Source organism: Candidatus Leptofilum sp., assembly GCF_965223525.1.
Classification (GTDB): Bacteria; Chloroflexota; Anaerolineae; order Promineifilales; family Promineifilaceae; genus Leptofilum.
The window spans coordinates 335,235-357,255 of the sequence record NZ_CBDCWX010000005.1; the positions used below are offsets into that span (position 1 = coordinate 335,235).

General features: G+C 52.1%; 23 protein-coding genes. 17 read left to right on the plus strand and 6 right to left on the minus strand.

Annotated features, from left to right (window positions below; all coding sequences use genetic code 11):
• The first annotated feature begins 1 nt into the window (after position 1).
• From ACOQPM_RS06945 to ACOQPM_RS06965, 5 genes are all read left to right on the plus strand, one after another.
• Positions 2–1,015 (plus strand): nuclear transport factor 2 family protein, encoded by a 1,014-nt coding sequence (locus ACOQPM_RS06945; protein ID WP_420628518.1) that lies wholly within the window; start codon positions 2–4, stop codon positions 1,013–1,015.
• 9 nt (positions 1,016–1,024) lie between these two features.
• Positions 1,025–1,912: a DMT family transporter gene (locus tag ACOQPM_RS06950; RefSeq protein WP_420628519.1), complete on the plus strand. Its 888-nt coding sequence runs from the start codon at positions 1,025–1,027 to the stop codon at positions 1,910–1,912.
• A 120-nt stretch (positions 1,913–2,032) separates the two neighbouring features.
• Positions 2,033–3,046 carry a LacI family DNA-binding transcriptional regulator gene (locus ACOQPM_RS06955; protein ID WP_420628520.1) on the plus strand — a complete coding sequence of 338 codons (1,014 nt, stop codon included), beginning with the start codon at positions 2,033–2,035 and terminating at the stop codon, positions 3,044–3,046.
• 270 nt (positions 3,047–3,316) lie between these two features.
• Positions 3,317–4,741, plus strand: coding sequence for an ABC transporter substrate-binding protein (locus tag ACOQPM_RS06960; protein WP_420628521.1), 1,425 nt, complete (start codon positions 3,317–3,319; stop codon positions 4,739–4,741).
• Between the two features lie 167 nt (positions 4,742–4,908).
• Positions 4,909–5,892: an ester cyclase gene (locus ACOQPM_RS06965; RefSeq protein WP_420628522.1), complete on the plus strand. Its 984-nt coding sequence runs from the start codon at positions 4,909–4,911 to the stop codon at positions 5,890–5,892.
• 141 nt (positions 5,893–6,033) lie between these two features.
• Here ACOQPM_RS06965 and ACOQPM_RS06970 read toward each other — a convergent pair whose 3' ends face one another.
• The 3 genes from ACOQPM_RS06970 to ACOQPM_RS06980 form a co-directional block, all read right to left on the minus strand.
• Positions 6,034–6,786 (minus strand): SDR family NAD(P)-dependent oxidoreductase, encoded by a 753-nt coding sequence (locus tag ACOQPM_RS06970; protein ID WP_420628523.1) that lies wholly within the window; start codon positions 6,784–6,786, stop codon positions 6,034–6,036.
• A 2-nt stretch (positions 6,787–6,788) separates the two neighbouring features.
• Positions 6,789–8,066: a histidinol dehydrogenase gene (hisD, locus tag ACOQPM_RS06975; RefSeq protein ID WP_420628524.1), complete on the minus strand. Its 1,278-nt coding sequence runs from the start codon at positions 8,064–8,066 to the stop codon at positions 6,789–6,791.
• 93 nt (positions 8,067–8,159) lie between these two features.
• The gene (locus ACOQPM_RS06980; RefSeq protein WP_420628525.1) at positions 8,160–8,912 is read right to left on the minus strand and encodes an HpcH/HpaI aldolase family protein; all 753 of its coding nucleotides are present in this window, start codon (positions 8,910–8,912) and stop codon (positions 8,160–8,162) included.
• 189 nt (positions 8,913–9,101) lie between these two features.
• Here ACOQPM_RS06980 and ACOQPM_RS06985 point away from each other — a divergent pair, with 189 nt between their 5' ends.
• From ACOQPM_RS06985 to ACOQPM_RS07030, 10 genes are all read left to right on the plus strand, one after another.
• Entirely contained in the window at positions 9,102–9,809 is a 708-nt protein-coding gene (locus ACOQPM_RS06985) for a potassium channel family protein (RefSeq protein WP_420628526.1), read from the plus strand.
• Complete coding sequence (locus ACOQPM_RS06990; RefSeq protein ID WP_420628527.1) at positions 9,778–10,845, plus strand: NAD-dependent epimerase/dehydratase family protein; 1,068 nt, start codon at positions 9,778–9,780, stop codon at positions 10,843–10,845. Before ACOQPM_RS06985 ends, ACOQPM_RS06990 begins: the two co-directional genes overlap by 32 nt.
• Positions 10,846–10,933: 88 nt before the next feature.
• Complete coding sequence (locus ACOQPM_RS06995) at positions 10,934–11,614, plus strand: class I SAM-dependent methyltransferase (RefSeq protein WP_420628528.1); 681 nt, start codon at positions 10,934–10,936, stop codon at positions 11,612–11,614.
• 82 nt (positions 11,615–11,696) lie between these two features.
• Positions 11,697–12,317 carry a TetR/AcrR family transcriptional regulator gene (locus tag ACOQPM_RS07000; protein WP_420628529.1) on the plus strand — a complete coding sequence of 207 codons (621 nt, stop codon included), beginning with the start codon at positions 11,697–11,699 and terminating at the stop codon, positions 12,315–12,317.
• Positions 12,318–12,342: 25 nt separating this feature from the next.
• A complete protein-coding gene (locus tag ACOQPM_RS07005; protein WP_420628530.1) occupies positions 12,343–13,167 on the plus strand; it encodes a maleylpyruvate isomerase family mycothiol-dependent enzyme in 825 nt (274 codons plus the stop codon).
• 281 nt (positions 13,168–13,448) lie between these two features.
• A complete protein-coding gene (locus ACOQPM_RS07010) occupies positions 13,449–14,030 on the plus strand; it encodes an RNA polymerase sigma factor (RefSeq protein WP_420628531.1) in 582 nt (193 codons plus the stop codon).
• Between the two features lie 33 nt (positions 14,031–14,063).
• Positions 14,064–15,065 (plus strand): hypothetical protein, encoded by a 1,002-nt coding sequence (locus ACOQPM_RS07015; protein ID WP_420628532.1) that lies wholly within the window; start codon positions 14,064–14,066, stop codon positions 15,063–15,065.
• Between the two features lie 189 nt (positions 15,066–15,254).
• Positions 15,255–16,172 carry an ABC transporter ATP-binding protein gene (locus tag ACOQPM_RS07020; protein WP_420628533.1) on the plus strand — a complete coding sequence of 306 codons (918 nt, stop codon included), beginning with the start codon at positions 15,255–15,257 and terminating at the stop codon, positions 16,170–16,172.
• A gap of 73 nt (positions 16,173–16,245) precedes the next feature.
• Positions 16,246–17,082 carry an ABC transporter permease gene (locus ACOQPM_RS07025; RefSeq protein WP_420628534.1) on the plus strand — a complete coding sequence of 279 codons (837 nt, stop codon included), beginning with the start codon at positions 16,246–16,248 and terminating at the stop codon, positions 17,080–17,082.
• A 258-nt stretch (positions 17,083–17,340) separates the two neighbouring features.
• Positions 17,341–17,919, plus strand: a complete 579-nt coding sequence (locus ACOQPM_RS07030) for an NUDIX domain-containing protein (protein WP_420628535.1) — start codon at positions 17,341–17,343, stop codon at positions 17,917–17,919.
• On the opposite strand, the gene ACOQPM_RS07035 is transcribed toward ACOQPM_RS07030, so the two are convergent.
• Positions 17,903–18,892, minus strand: a complete 990-nt coding sequence (locus ACOQPM_RS07035) for a lysylphosphatidylglycerol synthase transmembrane domain-containing protein (protein ID WP_420628536.1) — start codon at positions 18,890–18,892, stop codon at positions 17,903–17,905. The genes ACOQPM_RS07030 and ACOQPM_RS07035 overlap by 17 nt on opposite strands.
• A 161-nt stretch (positions 18,893–19,053) precedes the next feature.
• Complete coding sequence (gene asnS / locus ACOQPM_RS07040; RefSeq protein ID WP_420628537.1) at positions 19,054–20,391, minus strand: asparagine--tRNA ligase; 1,338 nt, start codon at positions 20,389–20,391, stop codon at positions 19,054–19,056.
• 142 nt (positions 20,392–20,533) lie between these two features.
• Between asnS and ACOQPM_RS07045 the strand changes: the two genes are divergently transcribed.
• Positions 20,534–20,722 carry a hypothetical protein gene (locus ACOQPM_RS07045; protein ID WP_420628538.1) on the plus strand — a complete coding sequence of 63 codons (189 nt, stop codon included), beginning with the start codon at positions 20,534–20,536 and terminating at the stop codon, positions 20,720–20,722.
• 32 nt (positions 20,723–20,754) lie between these two features.
• Positions 20,755–20,967: a hypothetical protein gene (locus ACOQPM_RS07050; protein ID WP_420628539.1), complete on the plus strand. Its 213-nt coding sequence runs from the start codon at positions 20,755–20,757 to the stop codon at positions 20,965–20,967.
• Here the strand turns inward: ACOQPM_RS07050 and cofD are convergent.
• Positions 20,964–21,890, minus strand: a complete 927-nt coding sequence (gene cofD / locus ACOQPM_RS07055) for a 2-phospho-L-lactate transferase (protein WP_420628540.1) — start codon at positions 21,888–21,890, stop codon at positions 20,964–20,966. The genes ACOQPM_RS07050 and cofD overlap by 4 nt on opposite strands.
• Between the last annotated feature and the right edge of the window lie 131 nt (positions 21,891–22,021).

Sequence of the window (22,021 nt, forward strand, 5' to 3'; positions counted from 1 at the left end):
TATGAGCAAATATCAAACCACAAAAAAAATTGTAAGTAATTATTTTGAAGCGATGGAAAATGCTTCCTCTGAAACCGTTGGCGATGTGTTAGCTTCCTTCACCAGCGAAAACTACTATTGGCGGGGCGTATACCCCTTCCGGGAACTGCACGGAGCCGAAGCAGTCGCTAAAACCTTTTGGACACCCCTCATGCAATCGTTATCCCGAATGCAGCGTCGCCAGGATATTTTCATTGGCGGCACCAATGAAATTAGCGGCGAGCAGTGGGTGATGAGCATGGGCAACTTTATGGGGCTGTTTGATGCCGACTGGCTGGGCATTCCCCGCACTCGCAAAATCGCCAACCTGCGCTATGCCGAGTTTAACTGTGTAGAAAACGGCAAAATCAGCCAAACGGGCATTTTTATTGACATAATCAGCCTGATGGTTCAGGCAGGCGTTTATCCGCTTCCGCCCTCAACTGGCGTTTATTACAACTATCCTGGCCCACGCACCCACGATGGCCTGCTTTTTGAGGATGCGCCAGAGGGAGCGGGCGTTGTTACCTTGGCACTCGTCAACGAAATGATTCAAGATTTGAGGGATCTAAACGAAAGCGGATCAATGGGCTGCCCGCCAGAAATTTTGGAACGCACCTGGCACGACGATATGATCTGGTATGGGCCAGCCGGGATTGGCGCGACCTACACCATCCCCCGCTACCAAGAGCAGCATCAGCTCCCCTTCCGCCGCAATTTGGCCGACAAGAAGTTTCACGGCCACGTCTGCCGCTTTGCCGAGGGTAATTATGCTTGTTTTTTTGGCTGGCCGAATTTGTCTAACCGCCCGCTGGGTGGCTTTATGGGCTTGCCCCAAAGCGATGTGCAGGCCGAGATGCAGGTGGTGGATGTTTATCGGCGCGAGGGAGACAAGCTGGCTGAAAACTGGGTGTTTATTGACATTCTTTACTGGCTCAGACAGCAAGGGCTAGACGTACTTGGCCGTTCACAAAGAATAACGAACACATCGCTGTAATTATGCACCATGCACACCAAAGCCCTGCCTTACATTTTGCTGCTCAGTCTGTTTTGGGGAACCAATGTGGTTGCCAGCCGCTTTGGCATTGGCGAATTTGATCCCTATCTTTTCGTCACCCTCCGTTTAGCAATAGCCACCCTGTTTTTTGTACCCATCTTGCTCCTAAACCAGGGCCAGCTGCCGACAAACCGAGAATTATGGCAAAAAGCGGCCGTTAGTGGTGTGCTGGGGGTTGCCATTCCCATCCCCACCTTTATTTTGTCATTGCAATACCAATCAAGCGGCGTTGCCAGCATCTATGTGACCACTCTGCCCGTGATGATTGTCATTGCCGCTCATTTTCTACTGCCCGATGACCCCATAACGCGCCACAAAGCCTTGGGAGTGGCTTTGGCACTGTGCGGCGCACTCTTTTTGGCTTTGCGTGGCGAAAGCGGCTTGGCCGATGTAGGTCGTGCCAGTCCATTGGGCTTTCTTCTGGTCATGGTTGGTTTGGTTTCAGAAGTGTTCAATACGATATTTGTCCGCCTTCAGATGCAAAAGTTAGACCCGATGCAGGTAACGGCCGTTCGCCTACTGGTCGCTGCAATTATCGTTTTATTCGTCACGCTGCTGTTGGGTGATTTTTCACTTGCAAAAGTAACGTTAAATGGTTATTTCTCGTTGGCTTACGCCGCACTTATTGGTGCATTAGGTGGTCAATTTATGGCCTTCTACGTCCAGCGACGATTTGGCGCCACAGCCTTTTCTCTCACCTCCTTTATGGTGCCGGTCATCGCCACGATTTTTGGCGCACTCCTGCTTGGTGAAATTGTGACATGGGCAATGGGTCTTGGCGTTTTGCTGATTGGCAGCGGCTTGTATCTGCTCAATAGGCGTAACTTTGCTCACTAAATGCGCCTGTTAATCCTGTCTCGAGTTCCTTTTTTAACCTTGACAAGAAATCGTTTTCCGACTATATTTTTTGATGAATAGGAAATCGTTTTCCTATTTTCCTATGGAAGAGGAAGATTTATGGCTATAACAATTCAAGACATTGCCAATCACCTCAACTTAGCACCTTCGACTGTCTCTAAAGCATTAAACGACTATCCGCACATCTCACCAAATACACGAAGCCGGGTTTTGACGGCCGCACGAGAGCTGGATTATGTACCCAGTGCCGCTGCCCGTAACTTGCGCCGTCGTCGTACAGACAAGATTGGGTTTTCCTTTAGCTTTCCGTTTTCTGTAATGAGTGATTATGTTTCTGGTCTTATTGCTGGTGCGGTGACTGCCGCTGAAGAACAAGGTTACAATTTAACCTTGTACCCCCTGTTAGATGATCAAGTAAGGCAATTGACTCAAATTTGCCGTGCCCGCGAAGTGGATGGCCTGCTTCTGCTGGGTCGGCCGCAAATGGCGGAAACCACTCTGCCTTTGCTAAAGCAGGAGGGCATTCCTTTTGTTGTAGTTGGGCGCTGGGCGGAAGACCAAGACATCTCTTTTGTTAAGCCAGATGATCCCAGCGGGGCTGTAGCCGTAACCAAACATTTGATTGAGTTAGGCCATCAGCGCATTGGCTTTACTACACGGCCGTCTATGGGTATCACCAGCCGTGATCGGTTTGCAGGTTATAAGCAGGCGCTTGAGGAAGCAAATATCCCCTTTGACAAAACTTTGGTTGTAGAAACCAATTTTGAACCAGAAAGTAGCTACTTAGCCATGAATCAACTGCTTGATTTAGATGAGCCACCAACGGCCGTATTTGCCATTCATGATTTAGTTGCAGTGGACTGCTTACGAGCCGCAGTAGATCGTGGCTTACGCGTTCCCCAAGACATTGCCATTGCCGGGTTTGACGACTGGCGTATTTCCCTCACAACACAGCCACCATTAACAACTGTTCAGGCTCCGCTGGAAAAGATGGGAGCATGTGCAATGGACATTTTGTTAGCACAAATATCTGATCCCAGCCGCCCGCCTAAACGCCTGATTTTGCCCGTTGAACTGATTGTCCGTCAATCCACAAAAGTTAGCCGACTGTGAAAATTAGATATAGCTAAAGCATATTCTTGCGACGAACAACAAGATAATAGAAATACAAAGAGCCATTCTGCACCCTGGAAAAGTAAAGAATGGCTCACAAATACCAAAGGGTAGCGTTTACTACCGCTTGGCGGTTTCCAGTATAGCCCAAACAAGCCAAGAAGGATAGTTCATGTCGCCCAACGATTAGCTGAGGAGGTGATGTAACGATCCATTACATGAAGTGCTTTCCCGCAAAATTAGTTCTAAAAATATAGGAGAAGATTTATAATGAAAAACACACGCTTATTCAGTTTACTCTTATTACTAATTGCCGCCGTCTTCTTTGTGGCTTGCGGCTCATCCGGTGACGAAGGCAGTGAAGACACAGCCGAAGACACCACATCGAATGCTGAAGTAGCAGAAGACACCGATGAAGAGATGGACGAAGAAATGGCAGAAGATGCGGATGAAGACATGGCAGAAGATATGGGTGTTGAAGGATGCCATATCGCTGCCCCAGCCGAAGACACCGAAATCAACATGATTGGTTGGTCCTTCCCCATCACCGACTTCTACGCTGAAGAGTTAGAAAAGTGCAACGGTGTGGAGAACCTCACCGTCAACACTAACCTGCTGGCTGGAGCCGATGCCCAAGAGCAAGTTCGCTTGGCACTGTCCGGCGGTGGTGATTCGCCATTCGATATTGTGCATGGTGCCAATGGTCAGGTAGCTGAATGGGGCGGCCCTGGCTGGCTGATGCCACTCAACGATTTGGTTGATAAATATTGGGATGAATACAACCTCGGTGATATTCCTGAAACTGTTTGGGAAGGGGCAACAATAGATGGCAATATTGTTGGCATTCCAATGGTAGGGAATACGCTGCACTTTATCTACCGTCAAGATACCTTTGATGAGTTAGGTCTAGACGTGCCAGAAACGTATGACGATGTTATCGCCATCTGCAACACCGTCGGTCTGGATAATCCCGATTGGGATATGCCGTTTGCCATCGATTTATCGCGCTCCAGGGGTTGGGAGCTTGAGTTCTTTATGCTGCTCCGAGCCTACGGTGGTGATTACCTGGATGATGATAACATGCCAATCTTCAATGGTGAAGAGGGTGTTTTGGCAATTGAAAAAATTGTTGAGGTAGCGAATGCTTGTTTAGGTGAAGACGGCCTCTCTTTCAGCCTAAATGACCAGGAAGTTGCTATGCAGCTAGGTACGTTACCGTCTACAAAAATGTGGGCTAGCCGAGCAGCCAACATGAGCGATCCAGAAAGAACTGATCTGATGGATGTGATCGCCTACGCACCTGCCCCTCGGGTAGTTGAAGGTGGCCCACGCGCAGGGTCAGCCTGGAACGATTACTTCATGATTCCGGCCACCACAACAAACGATCCCGACCTGATCTTCCGTATCATCATGGAAGCAGCCGATGAGGCTTCTCAGCAAGAGGCGGCTACATTGGGCATGGTTACACGCACGTCTGCAGCTGAATTTGGTGGCCCTTATCTGCCAGCCGCAAATCAAACCATTGCGGAAGGTGTTGGTAACTACCAAATAAACCCAGCTGTAAACATCGCTATTACTAAACTTGAGGAGTTTTTACCATTAGTGGGCAATGGCGATATGACTGCCCAAGAAGCGCTGGATGCAGCGGCTGAAGCATACATTGAAGAAGCCACAGCTCAAGGTTTCATAGAATAGACGGCTAACATAATTAGTCATACAATTGAGTAACCAATGAGGAGAAGGCATCCTCAGATGCGTTTCTGGTAAATTAGCCATTGGCATTTGAGAATGCTCACTCCTCATTTTTTATTGGCATCTGCTTTTACAGCTTGGGCTGACAGCCCTCATTGGGTTTTTAGGTTATGAACCAACAGATTAAACAATTCGTCTGGGATTATTGGCAAACGATGGAAAATGGAGGTGATGCTCGCACTGTTTCTCACTATTTACATCTTGATGTCATTTGGCACGGCTTTCAACCGCTGCGCCATCTAAAGGGTGCATCTGAAGTATGGGCACAGTTTTGGAAACCCCTGTTTACGGCCATGCCAGATTTGGTGAGACGGCCGTATCTCTTCATCGGTGGCCCGTTTGAAGGGAATGATTGGGTGTGCGGCACGGGGGATTTCATCGGCACTTTTGCCACAGATTGGCAAGTGGGGGATATTGTCATTCCTGCCAACGGCCGTTCTGTTCATTTTCGCTTTGGCGAATTTTGTCGGGTAACAGATGGCAAAATTGCCGAAATTCGACTCATCATTGACCTAATTGATTTGCTAAGGCAGGTTGGAATACAGTTATTGCCGCCCAGCTACGGCCGTGACATTTGGATTCCAGGGCCGTTAGCAGGCGACGGCCTCTGCCTTGACCATCAAGACGAAGATGAATCACAAAAAACCTATGCGCTTGTCACCGAGATGATTTTTGGCGGACTGAACAAATACGACGGCGAAAATCAGGCCAGCCAGGGGTTAGAACGTTTTTGGCAACCAGACATGGTGTGGCACGGGCCTGTTGGCGTTGGGTCAGCCTATGGCCTGGCGGAGTTCAAACAGAACGCGCAGGGGCCAATTGTGCGAGCTTTTCCAGATCGCAAGGGGGTTGGTCACCAGGCACGTATTGCCGACGGCCGTTTCGCCGCATCAACCGGCTGGCCGAGTCTAGGCGGAACCCATCTGAACCCTTACCTGAATTGGCCACCAACTGGCGAACCCATCGGCTGGAACATTATGGATTTTTGGCGACGCGAAGGGAACAAACTGCAAGAAAATTGGGTCTTGATCGATCTGATTGACGCCGCTTTGGCCTCAAACGTTGATTTATTACAAGGGTTGCACCATGCTTGAAAATTCATTTGACCATATTTTTGTTCTCAACGACTCATGATGAGACGTTGAATGTAGCCGCAGCTTCTTACTGCGTTCCAGAAGCGCGGAAAGAATCCGCGGCTACACATCTCATTTTGCACTTGGCTTTGTGCGGGTTACCTACAGCAACGGCCGTCCGCCATCCACAGGCACAATATTGCCCGTCATAAAAGTGAGCTTCGTGGCCACAGCCCAAACCGTCTCGGCAACATCTTCTGGAGACGCGAGACGCTTGAGCGGCGTCATTTCTTCTTGCTGCCTAATGTAAGCTGGATCCATCTTTTTAGCGTACTCACCCAGCACCCAGCCCGGCGAGACGGACACAACACGAATTTTGGGCGCCAGCGCACGCGCCAAAGAGCGGGTCATTGAATCCAACGCCGCTTTTGAAGCACAATACGCCACATTGCTGCCAACCCCCGTCACCCCGGCAATGGATGATAAATTCACAATTGTGCCGCCGTCATCTGCCTGCAACAGCGCTTTGAAAGCCCGCACAGAAGCAAAAGCGCCCCGCCAGTTAGTCTGGAAAATCCGGTCAATCCATCCGTCACTCAACGCATCTAGGTCTTCATGCGGCACGGGCGTGGTGATGCCTGCATTATTAACAAGCAAATCCAGACGGCCGTACCGCCCTGCCACCTGTTCTGCCAAGCCAGCCAAAGCAGCACTGTCGGTTACCGAAGCCTGCGCCACCAAATGATCGCTTCCTGGCAATTGCGCGGCTACCGCTTCTGCCTGCTCCACGCTCTTGCGGTAGGTAATAATCACCTTTGCACCCGCCGCAGCCAGCCGCTGGCAAATGGCCGAGCCAATACCGCCCCCGCCGCCCGTAACCAGCGCAACCTGCCCCTGCATTGAACGAGCATTCATGGTTAACGGCCGTATCGTTCAACGCGCAAATCTGCCTGGGCTTTATGCGCCCAGAACCGCTCAATGGCACACAACCGCGAACAGTATTCACCAATCATTGCGCTGGCCTCATCCGTCTCTACACGTTGGTAAGTCACCGTTTTGATAAACTTGCCAACCCACAGCCCGCCCGTGTAGCGTGCCGCCAGCTTGGTGGGCAGAGTATGGTTGGTGCCAATCACCTTGTCGCCATAAGCTACGTTGGTGCGGGGGCCAATAAACAATGCGCCATAGTTGGTCATGTTGTTCAAAAAGTAATCGTCGTCGGCCGTCATAATTTGCACATGCTCACTAGCAACTTTATCCGCCTCAACACACGCTTCTTCCAGACTGTCTACTAAAATGATTTGCCCATAATCACGCCAGGAAACGCTGGCAATATCGGCCGTTTCCAGCGTTTCTAGCTGGCGACCAATTTCAACTTCGGTTTCCCGCGCCAGCTTTTCACTGGTGGTAATAAGCACGGCCGGAGAGGTAGGCCCATGTTCTGCCTGGCCCAGCAGATCGGTGGCTACCATTTCAGCATCCACCGTGTCGTCGGCCACAACCAGCACCTCTGTGGGGCCAGCCAGCAGATCAATGCCCACTTTGCCAAAAAGCTGACGCTTAGCTTCAGCTACATAGGCATTGCCGGGGCCCACAATCATATCCACTGGTTCCATCGTTTCTGTACCCAGCGCCATGCGGGCAATGGCCTGCACACCACCTAAAATGTGAATTTCATCCGCGCCACCGAAGTGCATGGCTGTAATGGTTTCAGCAGGCAGTTCGCCATTGATGGGGGGCGTACAGGCAATGATGCGCTTGACGCCAGCCACTTTGGCCGTTAGCACGCTCATGTGGGCGGAAGCCACCATGGGATATTGACCGCCGGGAATGTAGCAGCCTACGCTATTGACGGGGAGGTTTTTATGTCCCAAGATGACTCCTGGCAACGTTTCCACCTCAATATCGCGCAGAGCGTCTTTTTGATGCTGGGCGAAGTTGCGAATTTGCGTCTGAGCAAATTTAAGGTCTTCAATGGTTTGCGGATCAACAGAGGCAACAATTTCCTGGATTTTTGCATCGCTTAATTTGAAGCTGGGCGGATCCCACTTATCGAATTTAATTGAGAGGTCGCGGACGGCCGCATCCCCCCTCTGCCGAATATCATCTAAAATGCCAGCAACAATTTGCTGAACCTTCACGTCTGCGTCGTGTGCTGCTTCGGCACTAATGCCATGTTTTAATATTTTTGCCATTTTCCTTACTCCCTTTTGATGATTAAAAGGTAACTGTACAATCCCCCTCTCTAACCCTCCCCCAAACAAAAGGGGAGGGAACGGCTCTTACAGTTACATTTGTTTGATAATTTGTTCAGCGGCAGCCGCCAACAGGCGGGAATCTGCCGACAAGGTGATAAATTGATAACCAAGCTGCTTCATTTGCTGGCCGCGATCAGCGGTAGGTACCCAGATTCCAGCGATACGGCCGTTGGCTAATGTAACCTCAGCAATGTGAGCCAAGGCAGCCGCCAGGACGGGGTCACCCATGTCCATCCCCGTTTGCCCAGTGAGCGACAGTCCCAGGTCACCAGGGCCCACATAAACGCCGTCCAATCCAGGTGTGTCCAAAATGTCGGTGAGATTGTTCAGGGCTTCTTGGGTTTCTATCATGGCCAGGGTGAGGATGGAGTCATTGGCATGTTGGGCATAGTCTGGCCCGATAGAGAGGCGAGCACGGGTTGGCCCCAGGCTACGGTAACCCAGCGGCGCATAGTAACAGGCCCCCACAAACTGTTCTGCCTCTGCCCGGTTATTCACCATAGGGCAGATGATGCCCTGGAAACCAGCATCTAGCAAACGCATAATTTGGGCGGGGTCGTTCCAGGTGCTGCGTGCCAGGGCGATTGTGCTGGTTGTGTTGATGGCTTGCAGCATGGCAACGGCCGTTTCATACCCAGCCAGGCCATGCTGTAAATCAACCGTCACGGTGTCCCAGCCCGCGTGGGCCATCACCTCGGCAGACCATGTGCTGGGAATGTGCAACCATCCGTTAACGGCCGTCTTCCCCTCGGCCAAAATAGTGCGTAAATGATTCAATCGCATAGCTCTTTGTTCTCCTTACAAATAACGTAGGCTGCAATTGTATACGCATCATGAATACGTATGCAAAATTTAAACGACCAGCGCCATTTTGTCAATATGCAACTGGCAGTTTACCTACCCATTTTCCCGGTTGCCAGGTGAACGGCCGTTTGCCAGAATAGCCTCATCCGCAAAGCAAAAGGAGGCTTTATGAACAAGCAAAACAGTCCCGTTGAAGGCAAAGTGATTTATGTTCTCATTTTGGTGACGCTGGTGCAAACCATCTACCCAATTTCCATCAGTAACACGCTAGTGGCGCTCATTGGGTACCAGGTGCTGTACATGAGCTTGATGGTGGCGGGGATTTTGGTGGTGCGGGAACGGCCGTACTACACTTGGGCGCTCGTCTTTACCGGGTTGGTGTGGCTGGCGGCAGGCATCATTTACGCGCTCAATCCACTGGCGCAGTGGGCCAACATCATTAGCTACATCATCATTGCTATTTTTCAGGGATTGGTGGTGCGCGTACTGCTACACTATATCTTCACTACGCGGCGCGTCTCGCGGGATGTGTTGTACGCGGCTTGTGCCGTCTACCTGCTGCTGGGCGCTATTTTTGTGCCAATTTACGGCCTCATTGAGACGTTCACCTGGTTCCCAAAACAAACCAACCACGCTTTTGTAGATGGCCTAAACAGCTACGAAGGCGCACCGATTCCTTGGCAAACCTTTATTTACTACAGCTACGCCACGCTCACCACGCTGGGCTACGGCGACATTTTGCCCACCACCTTCTGGGCGCGGTCAGTTGCTTCGATAGAAGCGATCGTTGGCGTGCTATACATCACCATTATTATGGCACGATTAGTTGAGTTGTACGCAGCCCATGAGGGAGAGACAGAAAGGGTTTCGGCATGACGGCCGTTTCCTTTTCCACTACAATCTACCTATGACAATGATTAACCACGCACTCAAAGGGAAGAAAGTTTTGGTCACCGGGGCCACTGGCTTCATTGGTGGGCGGCTGGCCGAGCGGTTGGCCAGGGAAGAAGGAGCCATCGTCACTGGCACCGGGCGCAATCTGGACGCAGTGCCGCACGTTGCCGAAGCGGGCGTCACGCTAAAAAAAGCTGATTTGCTAGATGAAGCGTCCATGCGTGAGGCAATGCAGGGGCAGGAGATTGTGTTCCACGTTGCCGCCTGGCTGGGGCGGCACGGCGGCGAACAGCGTGCCTACGCGCTTAACGTGGCGGCCACAGCCCTGGCTGTGCGTCTGGCCGCCGAAGCAGGCGTACAGCGATTTGTACAAACAAGCTCCATTGCTGCCTACGGCCATCCGCCAAAGGCACTAAACGTGGGTGAAGATCAGCCGCTGGACACGGAGCAGGAAGTGATTTACGGCCGTACCAAAGCACTTGGTGAGATTCGGGCGTTTGAACTGGGGAAGGAGTTGGGGATTGAGGTAACGGCCGTTCGCCCCGGCCTGGTCTATGGCCCTCGCGCCCAAAGCTGGACAATCAACATGCTCAAGCTGGTGTGCAAGGGGATGCCGGTTATTTTTGGCGACGGCAAAGGACACGCCTACCCGGTGTTTATTGATAATTTGGTAGACGGGATGTTGTTGACGGCCGTTCATCCCAAAGCACCTAGCGAAGCGTACAATCTGTGCGATCCAGTGGTGAACTTCAATGAATGGTTTGGCTTTTACGGGCAGATGTGCGGCAAAAAACCGCGCCGCATTCCCTTTTGGACAGCACACGTTTTGATTGTGCTTAACCAACTGCTGAAACTCGGCCTACCGCTCAACCGCCCCCGCCTGCGAATGTATGCCCTCAAAGCAGAATTCCCCGCTACCAAAGCCCAGGAGGAACTCGGCTTTGTCTCCCGCATTCCCATTGAGAAAGGTATGAAAATTACCGAGGCGTGGCTGCGGGAAGAAGGGTATCTGCCCTAATGTCGCTTCGCGTACGGTGGTCGGTAAACGGTAATCCGTAAGCAGTAACCGATGACCGTTTACCGATTACGGATTACCGTTTACCAAAATGCACTGGATTGCAATTATTCTAACAACGGCCGTTCTCACCCTCATCCTCTACTGGTTACTCATCACCACAGAGGGGGTCTATTTGGGACGGCGGATTGTGGTGTGGCTGTACGACATCACCGCGCATAAATATGATGGCATCAAGGAGTTTGATGCAGAAGCAGAGCATTTTTTTTTGATACGGCCGTTGCTCGTCCGCCTGCGCCGTGTGCCAAACCCGCTGGTGCTGGACGTGGCTACTGGCACCGGGCGGCTGCCCCACTTCTTGCTAGAGGCGCCCACGTTTAACGGCCGTATCATTGGACTAGATGCGTCTGAGAAGATGCTGAAGCTGGCGAATGAGAAATTACGGCCGTATGGCCACCGTGCCAGTTTGGTGCAGCAGGTGGCTGACCAACTGCCCTTCCCCAACAATCAGTTTGACCTCATAACCTGCCTGGAAGCCCTTGAATTTTTCCCGTCGGATACGGCCGCTTTGCAAGAAATGATTCGCGTACTCAAACCGGGCGGCACGCTGCTCGTTACCCGTCGCAAGGGGCGGGAGGGCAAAGCATTCATCGGCCGTTACCGAACCGTGCAGCAGTTTGAAGCCCATCTGCGCCAGCTTGGGCTGGAAGATGTTCACACCAATCCCTGGCAGACAGATTACGATCAGGTTTTTAGTCGCAAACCAGCCTAAATTGCCGATTTTTGAAATTGGGGCTTGACAAATCTCATTTTCCCTAATACTATTAGGTAAATCTAATGATATTAGGATAAATATGGATAAACCCTTAACCAGACGACAGCAAATTCGACTCGACACAATTGAAACGATTCTCCGCATAGCGCGTGAGGAGATGCAGGCAAACGGAGTTGCGGCGCTGAGCTTGGGCGTTATTGCCAAGCGAATTGGGATGCGTACTCCTTCTCTCTACACCTATTTCGACAGCAAACACGCCATCTATGATGAACTGTTCCGGCGCGGCTTTTTGGAATTCGGACGGCGTATGGATGAACGGCCGTATCAAGACGGCACGTTACAAGAAAATTTAGAAAGTTCTATGGCCACCTACATGCGCTTTGCTCAGGAAAATCCTGATCTCTATCAGCTGATGTTTCAGCGGCCAGTGCCCGGATTTGTCCCATCAGAGGAGAGTATGGCAGTGAGCTTGGCACGTTTGAACATGGCCAGAAGCCAATTTGCCTACATTTGGGAAAGTGGCGAGATTGATACTGAGCTAACCTTTGAAGAAGCCCGCGATCTTTATATTGCCTTTCAGCATGGTTTAACCGAATTACATTTGGCAAACAATCCTGATTTACCGGTGGGTCAGGGGCGATTTGGCAAATTGATTACCCAGGCTGCACAAATGATTGTAGCCGCCTGGCAGAAAAAATAGTGAGCAAAATTTGGAGGTAAATAACATGACAATTTCAATTGGAGTAGATGCAATGGTGCAACAGGCAAGCGATATTCCTGCGCTGTCCCATGCCGAAGCCGGTAAGCTGTCGCAAACGGAATACGAGCAGGTGCTGGCGTTGTTGGAAACATTGGACGGTAGCGATTGGCAACAGCCCACCTACTGCACAGAATGGAATGTACGGGACATGGTTGCCCATTTGGCTGGCGCAGTAACAGGCAGCACCAGCAGAGCAGAGTTTTTACGGCAAAATGTGAAGCATCCTTATGTCAAGGAAGCGGCAAACGGAATTGATGGCACAAACAGGCTGCAACTGGAGGAGCGACTTACTAAAACCCCAGATGAACTGATCGCGGAATTTCGTCAAAACGGACAAGTGGCTGTGAATAATCGCCAAAAATTGCCCTGGCTGGTGCGCCAACTGCCTGTTCCTGGCGTGGGCAACTTCGGATATTTGATGGACATTATCTACCCGCGCGACCAATGGATGCACCGATACGATATCTGTGCCGCTACCGGCAAAAAGATGGTAGTGACGCGAGAACACGACGGCCGTCTCATAGACTTGGTTTTGCTAGACATTGCCAAAAAGCTGGTAAAACAGTTAGCCAGTCGCAACATCGTCCTGCGCCTGACTGGCGCACTTAGTAGCGATTATCAATTTGGCAACAAACATACGCCAGGTTGCACGTTGGAGATAGACTTTTTTGATTTCAATTTGCGCGCCTCTGAGCGAATTTCTGTAGCTGAAGCATTGCGTCGTACGGCCGTTACTGGTGATGAAGCCGCGGCCAAATGGTTCCTGACAAACGCTACCGTCCTGTACTAACCCTCGTTATAACCGCAAAATTGAATAGGGAAAGCACTGGCGGCAACGGCCGTATGGTTTATGCTGCCTGAAAGATAGTTGACCCCAGAGTTCACGGAGCACACAGAGAATGTTAAAAAATCTCTGTGTGCTCTGTGGTGAATTGTCATTCTCGTACCAAATGCCAGTACTTTCGGGCACACTACCTTGCGAGTTCCATCGTGGCGACGTAAGATGAAGCCGTAACTGTTGTCACAAACGGCCGTTTCCCGGTGTTTAAGGGGGCAGAAAGACAAACCAGCATGGCAAAAGGAACAGATGTGACCAGCCTCACCGACAATCTGCTGCTCGAACAAATTGGGCAGGGAGATGTGGCCTCCTTCGAGGCACTCTTCCACCAGCATTATGATCGCGTCTATGGCCTGCTGTTCCGCCTGCTGGGCAACCGGGATGAAGCGGAAGATGTGACCCAGGAAGTGTTTCTCAAGCTGCACGACCACGCCTTTAGCCACCGCTTTTTACAGCGCAACCGGGAACACAACCTCGGTGCCTGGCTATACCGCACCGCCACCAATATGGGCTACAACGCCATTCGCGGGCGGCAGCGGCGTTGGCAACGCAACACCCTACTGGTACCAGACCCACAAGGCAGCCCCGGTGCAGAAACAGAAGTGGAGCAAAAAGAGCGGGAAACGGCCGTTCGCCAAACCCTTGCCAAGCTACCAGAGCGTGACACCCAACTTCTGCTCATGCGGCAAATGGGCTTTAGCTACGCTGAATGTGCCGAGACCGTTGGCGTCGCCCCTGGCTCGGTTGGCACCCTACTCGCCCGCGCCGCCGCCGCTTTCAAACAAGCATATGAAGAGGTGGATGGTAATCGGTGAACGATTTTACAGATTACCGTAACAGGTGATGAGATGAACGAAGACAAGCAACTACAAGAGGTGATGGAGCAGCTATCGGTTTTGGAGCCGACAGCAACGGATGCGCCCCGCCCGGCGCGGCAAGCGTATGCCCGGTTGCAAACCAAGCTGCAAGCAGAGCAAACTCTGGAACGCCCCAACTGGCTGGCCCAATTGGGGCAATGGCTGTTTGGCCCACAGCGGCGTCTGGCAACGGCCGTTTCTCTTGCGATCACTCTGCTCATCATCAGCTTTAGCTTCCCCGGCGTGCGCGCTGCCGCCAGCGATTTACTCAGCCTGTTCCGCGTGCAAAAATTTGCCGCCATCTCCGTCTCGCCAGAACAGCTTGCCATTTTGCAGCAGGTGGCCGAACAAGGCATCATGCCCGGCGAATTGATCGTTGACCAGGAGCCAGGCGCATTGACACCGGCAGATTCCGTTGTGGAAGCTGCTAATCTTGCAGGGCTAACGGCCGTTTCTACCCTACCCACCCTCGGCGAACCAACAGAAATTTTTGTCGCTTCCGGCGGGAGTGGCCAATTCATCATTAACGAGGCCAACAGCCGCCAGCTAATTGAAGCCGCCAACCTCGACCCAAATTTACTGCCGTCCGGTATTGACGGGGCGCGGATCACTGTGGCGACGTTCAGCGGCGTGGAGCAACGCTGGGCCAACGGCACCACCTTGCTACAAACCGACAGCCCGATTGTGCAATACCCGGAATCGCTGGATACGGCCGTTTTAGGCGAGGCACTGCTCCAATTGCTGGGCCTAAATCCGCTGGAAGCCAGCCGCTTGGCTCAGCAAATTGATTGGACCAGTACCCTACTGTTGCCCATCCCCAGCAGTCTGGCGACTTTCCAGGAAGTGACAATCAACGGCGTCAGTGGCATTGGCCTCAACAGCATAGATGGCCAGATGAATGCGCTGGTGTGGCAAGTAAACGGCCGTCTTTATCTGCTGGCGGGTTCACAAACCGTCCCTGAACTAGCCGAACTGGCTGCTTCAGCCGAATAATTTCCATCAACAGATTTCGCAGATTAAACAGATTTTTTGTCTGCTCAAAATACTCTTTAGAAGCACCATCCCTCTGTCATTCCCGTGAAAACGGGAATCCACTACTCTCGACACAGATGGATTCCCGCCTGCGCGGGAATGACAAATGTAAGATGAGGTGGTTTCTGAAAGAATTGATTGCCTACCTAGATGAATGACCTTGCCATAAACGCCACCGGCTTGCGAAAACAGTTTGGGGAAAAAACGGCCGTTGCCAACCTCACGCTCCAGGTAAAACGCGGGGAGATTTTTGGCTTTTTGGGGCCAAACGGCGCAGGCAAAACCACCTCCGTGAAGATGCTGCTAGGATTAACTGCGCCGACGGCGGGCAGCGCCACATTGCTGGGCCAGCCGCTAGGCCACCGGGCCACGCGGGGCAAGATTGGCTTTTTGCCAGAGCATTTTCGTTTTCATGAATGGCTCAAAGCGGCCGAATTTTTGGATTTACACGGCCGTCTGCACCAGCTACCCAAGCAAATCCGCCAACAAACCATCCCGGAACTGCTGGAGTTGGTTGGTTTGCAAGGCCGGGCCCAAACGCCCCTGCGAGCCTTCTCCAAGGGGATGCTCCAGCGCATCGGGCTGGCGCAGGCGTTGCTCAACGAGCCAGAGCTGGTCTTTTTGGATGAGCCAACCTCTGGCCTAGACCCGCTGGGGCGACGGCTGGTGCGGGATGTGATCAACCAGCTGCGGCAGCGCGGAACGGCCGTTTTTCTCAACTCTCATCTACTCAGCGAAGTGGAGCAAACTTGTGACCGGGTTACCTTTATTCGCCAGGGCGAGGTGCTAGAAACGGTATCCCTGCATGAAATGAGTACGGCCGTTCCCGTCATTATTCGCGTGGGGCAGCCAAACGCCCAATTGCTGGCTGATTTGGCGCAGTTTGGTGAGGGAGCCTTCTTGGCTGGCAACGGCCGTATCCACCTCACCTTGCCCCATGAAGAAAAGTTGCCCACGCTGGCCAACTGGCTAATCAGCCAAGGCTATACGCTATACGAACTCACGCCGCAACCCATCACGCTGGAAGAACGCTTCCTGCAAATCGTCGGCGACCAATCAGAAGGATGAAATAGCCACAGAGAGCACAGAGATATAAGAGAAAACCCCTCTTTTTCCTCTGTGCTCTCTGTGGCAAAATATTATGAATACGGTTCTGATTTTTGCCGAACTAACCATCCGCGAGAGCCAGCGGCGCAAGGTGCTGTGGCTGGCGTTGCTGCTGGCAATCAGCTTTCTGACGATTTTTGGTCTGGGGCTACACTTTATTTACCGTGAAGTGGTGCGGGTGGGGATGCCAGCAGACGAAGTTGAGCTGGGGTTAGGGATTCTTCTTTCAGCGGGACTATACGTTACGAACTTCTTGGTGGTAGTGATGGCGGTGTTGATTTCGGTAACGGCCGTTTCTGGCGAAATTGATTCTCACACCATTGAAGCCTTGGTAACGAAACCAGTGCGTCGTTGGGAAATTATTTTGGGCAAATGGTTGGGCTTTGCTGCCATCCTCATGATTTACACAGTGCTGCTGGTGGGGGGCATTATTGTTCTTTACCGCTGGCGCACAGGCATCGCCGTACCCAATGTTGTTGAGGGGTTGAGCCTGCTGCTGCTCCAAGGGCTGTTAGTACTATCGGTCACGTTGCTGGGCGGCACGCGGCTTTCAACGCTGGCCAACGGCGTTTTGGCCTTTATGCTGGTCGGCATTGCCTTCATCGGTGGCTGGGTAGAGCAAATTGGTAGCCTGTTGCAAAATGAAACGGCCGTAGACGTGGGCATCGTCACCAGCCTGATTATGCCCACAGAAGTGCTGTGGAAACAGGCATTGGCACTGCTTCAGCCCCGCGTTTCAACCTCTCCCTTTGCGGCTGGTCCATTTGTCATTTTGTCACAACCGTCTGATTTGATGATTTGGTATGCGGTGGTGTACACGGCCGTTCTGCTGCTGCTGAGTTTAGTTAGCTTCTCCCGCCGCGATTTATAACAGCCTTCTTCACCCAACGTCACCCCAACAGACAGATTTTCACCATAGACTTGAATACGAAATAGGAACCGTACGTCTTTCTCAGTCGGGAGCCTCTACGGAAAGACGACCTGAATGTGACCAAAAATCATATCGCGGGTATTATATTGGATAGGAAGAGACTCCATGTATTTCAGTGATCAGGGAAAGCTTCACCGTAATGGTTTCTGCGTTTCGCACGCAAGGTATCGTTTATTGGAAGAGTTAAGAAGGGTATCTGTGAATCAATTTTCTTCAATTCATGCCCTGGAAGCGTGGTTGCAAAAACATGGCATCGGTTATGATGCTTGGGGCAAAGATAGCAACAAAAGTTTGCGTAATTTGTGGCAAGAGCTGGAAGCAGGTGAGGTTCAGCTAAAAGAATCACCGCCGCTGCGGGTAGTTGAAGTTGTGCAAATCATCATCAGACGCAATCATGAAATTTTGGTCGAAGCGGAGCAAGAATTTGCGAATGGCCAGCGCCGTTTTAGAAACCAACCCCCCTCAGAGAAAGTAAAACCGGGCGAATCTATTCAGGATGCTGCCCGCCGCTGTCTACAAGAAGAGCTTGGCTTAGAATTGGAAGCGATCACGCTGGATTTAACCACCCATCGGCAGCATCAAACCAACACTAACTCCATCTCTTATCCAGGGTTGCCTTCTCAGTACAACTTTCATCTGCTGGAAGCGACCGTTTCTGGCTTACCAGAAGGCGAATTTTGGCGTGAAAACGAGACGGAAGGCTCTGTAGACCCGGTGCTGCGGCATCGTTGGGCGTGGCGACCCAGAGAATCTATCAAATTTATTGCAAATCCGTAGCTTCCTCGCGTTGCAGCATCGCTCCAACCGACAGACCCGATTGAACCAAGCCCCACATTGCCAAGCCAATCATCCACACCATCTCCAGGATGTGCAGCAGCACCGCATAGGCGGTAAGTGCTACCTCATCAAAGCCCACTGCCGCCAGCGGCACCACGACAGACGCATGAAAGATGCCCGGTTGCGTGGGTGCAGAGGGCGGCGATAGTGCCAAGGCTCCCAGCGAAACGGCCAGCCGCTCCTCTGGCGGAAAGCCTTGCCCCAAGGCCAGCAGCGTTACGTAAAAGAAGCCCCAGAAACAACCCCAGGCCAGCAAGGAGGTTCCCATCACTCTGGCGAGTTGTTTGGGTTCAGAAACGGCCGTTAAATTATCTAGCAAATCTGTCAAGGTGCGGCGTGCCCCAGCTTCGGTAATGCGCGGCAGCTTGGCAAGCGCAGATGGCCACCGCGCCAACACGCGCTCCCGTCGCCGCACCAGCCACTGAATACCCGCAAACGCCGCCACCAGCACCGCCACCCCACCCAAAATGGAGCCGGGTGATAACGTAATGCCGGCACCTACGGCTACGGCCGTCACCAGTGCCAACAAACGCATCAACTGCTCAAACAGTCGCTCCACCACAAAGCTGGAGGTTGCCTCGGTGTAAGAGACTGCACCACCCCGCCCCAGCACCACAATTCGCATCGCTTCGCCTGCCCGAGCAGGCACAATGATGTTGCCCGCATGGCCAATGTTGCTGGCGTGGAACGTTTGCAGCAGGGTGGGCTTGTTGCCTAGCAGCAATCGCCAACGCCATGCGTAAAAGAGCAGCCCCAGGACTAGAAGTAAAGAAGCGAGGAGGAGATAGGTGGGAACGGCCGTTTGCAACACTCGTCCTACAGCCGCCAAATCCACAAACCAGACAAACAGCGCCACGATGATGCCAATCACCACCAGCAGCCCCACAATTTGCCAAATCTGCTTTCGACTCATGCTAACCGCGCATTTAAACTTTTGAAGTTTGCCCATCCCAAACTTGAACATCTTGGTCTAAAACTTCAAAAGTCTCTCAAAAAATGGATGCCCGTTTTCACGGGCATGACACAAAAAATCTCTGAAAAATCTGCGTTAATCCGCGAAATCTGCGGCTAACTCTACGGATTCATTCGGTTGAGCGTGCGAGGAAACGGGCTAGTTTGGCGAATGTGGTCAATGCCGCAAATCCAGGCCACCGTGCGTTCCAGGCCAAGGCCAAAGCCGCTATGCGGCACGCTGCCAAAGCGTCGCAAATCCACATACCATTGATAATGTTCCTGCGGCAGTTCGTGCTTTTCAATAGCCGCCACCAGCAAATCCGGGTCGCTCATCCGCTCACTGCCGCCGATAATTTCGCCGTACCCTTCTGGAGCTAGCAGATCAACGCTTTTGCACACTTCTGGCCGACCAGGCCAAGGCTCCATGTAAAATGCCTTCACTTGGGTGGGGTAGCCATACACAAACAGTGGCTTGTCAAACTGCTTCGTCAGCTCCGTCTCGTGCGGCGAGCCAAAATCATCCCCCCACTCAATAGCCAGCAACTCTTTCATCTCTGGGTCGTCAGTCGCATCGCGAATGGCATGGATGCGCTCAATCGCCTCGTCATAACTAATGCGTGGGAACGGGGCTGTCATGTTTTCTAGCGCGGTCACATCACGCTCTAACAATTCCAACTCAGGCCGACGCTTGGCCAGCGTGGTTTGCACAATGTATTCCACAAACCGCTCTTCAAAATCCATGAGATCATCCAGATCGAAGAAGGCCATCTCCGGCTCGACCATCCAAAATTCGGTCAGATGGCGGCGCGTTTTTGACTTTTCGGCGCGGAAAGTGGGGCCAAAGCAGTACACTTTGCCAAAAGCCATGATGTTGGCCTCGTTGTAAAGCTGACCAGTTTGAGCCAGGTACGCTATTTCATCAAAGTAACCCAGCTCGAAAAGGGTGCTGGTGCCTTCGGCCGCCGCCGGGGTGATGATGGGGGTATCAATGTTGAGGAAGCCTTCGTTGTCCAAAAAGTCTATGATGGCTCGCTTGATGGTGGTGCGGATTCGCATGATGGCCCACTGCTGGCTGGAGCGCAGCCAGAGGTGGCGATTGTCCATGAGGAACTCGACACCATGATCTTTGGGGGTGATGGGATAGTCAGCCACGTCTTGCACAACTTCTAGCTGCTCCACGCCAATTTCGTAACCACGCGGCAGGCCGGGAGCGCGATTATTTTCCCGAACCGTGCCGGTGATGATAACGGAAGACTCCTGCCCCAATCGTTTAAGTTCTTCAAACAGCTCATCGCCAACTTCGGGACGAAAGGCAACGCCCTGGGTCATGCCACTGCCGTCGCGCAGGCGCAGGAACATGAGCTTGCCTTTGCGGGTGCTGTTGTACAGCCATCCCTTAATTGTCACTTTTTGGTCAACGTAATTTGCTATGTTTTGGATGGAAATATGTGGTGCCATTGTTTTCTCCAGTTCTTAAATTTGGCAGCGGGGATTGTACCACAGTTAAGAATTGAATTGGGGTGATTTGTGCAACGGATACGGCCGTTGCCACGTATGGAAAGGTAGCGAAATCTGAAGTTGAACCGTGCGTGGAGGGATTATGAAACCAAAGAAACACGAGCCAACAAAGAAAAGTCGCCCATCACCGCTTGTGATTGGTATCGGCATTGGCATTGCCTTGGGTGTTGTCATTGGCATCACGATGAAAAACTTAACAATGGGTATTGGTTCAGGCGTTGCCATTGGCACAGCCTTGGGGCTGGCTTTTACATCTCAGGAGGAAAGTTAGCTTTCTTCCTGGCACTTTTTGGAGACATTGAAATGAAGCAAGAAAATCAGGACAAAGTAGGCAAAAGACTTGGTATTGGCATCGGTGTTGGCATTGCTTTGGGTGCTGGCATTGGCGCAGCTATTGGCAATGTTGGTGTTGGCATTGCTATCGGCCTGGCACTTGGCGCTGGCGTAGGCACAGCACTCTCCCAATCTCAAAAGAGCAAAGCCGATCAGGCAGACGATACCTCATCAGAAATTTAATGCTCGAGCATATCTCGCGCAAACGCTAAAATTTCTTGGGCGAGGCGCAAACGATCTGCCTGATTATGCATCATTGTGTTCAGGCAACACGTTTCCACTCCCAAATCATCACAGCTCCCCGCATCCTGCACATCGTACACAAAGCCATCAATCCGCTCGCCATAATATTCGGCGACAGTGCGGCTGGTATGCGGCAGCCCCAGCTCCTGCATCATTTTGGCGGCGGGGCCTTTTACCGCCTGCCCGCCCACAATGGGACTTACAGCAATAACCGCTTTGGGTAAATCTTCTAGCAGCGCAGTAATTGGGTAAACGTTCAAAATGGGGTCAATGCTCACAAATGGGTTGGACGGGGCGATGAGAACGAGATCGGCCGTTTCAAAAGCGCGAATGACGGAGCGGGTGGCGCGGACATCTTCTGGTAGCACCACTTGGGTAACGGGTGGCTGCCACTTTTCTTGCACAAACCAGGTTTGGAAGTCGTAAAGCGTCTCGCCGCTTTGGATTTTTGTAGGGGCAGGCTGGTTGCTCATGGGCAAGACGCTTACCTGGATACCTAGTTTTTGGCAGAGATGGTGGGTAACGGCCGTTAGCGACTCCCCCTCCCCCAATAAATGCGTCCGGGTCAGGTGTGTTGCCAAATCCAAATCACCTAGCTTGAACCAATCTGGCCCGCCCAGTGCCGCCACTTCGCCAATGGTGCGCCATGATTCGCCTGCCCGCCCCCAGCCAGTTTCATCATTGGCTACACCCGCCAATCGGTACATCACCGTGTCCAAATCAGGGCAAATAGTCAGCCCCAAATGCTCAAAATCATCCCCGGTATTGACAATGATAGTTACATCTTCCGAGGGCAAAGTGCGAGCAATGCCGTCGGCCAGCTTGGCTCCGCCGACGCCACCCGCCAAAACCACAACTTTCATTTCAACTCCCTTGCAAATAAACCTCCTGCAGGTTCCACCCGCAAACTGTGTTCGGGAACAAACCTGCGGGGGTTGCCGATTTCCATGCAAAAATAAGGGCTGCATTGTATCACATGGATACTTTGCAGCCC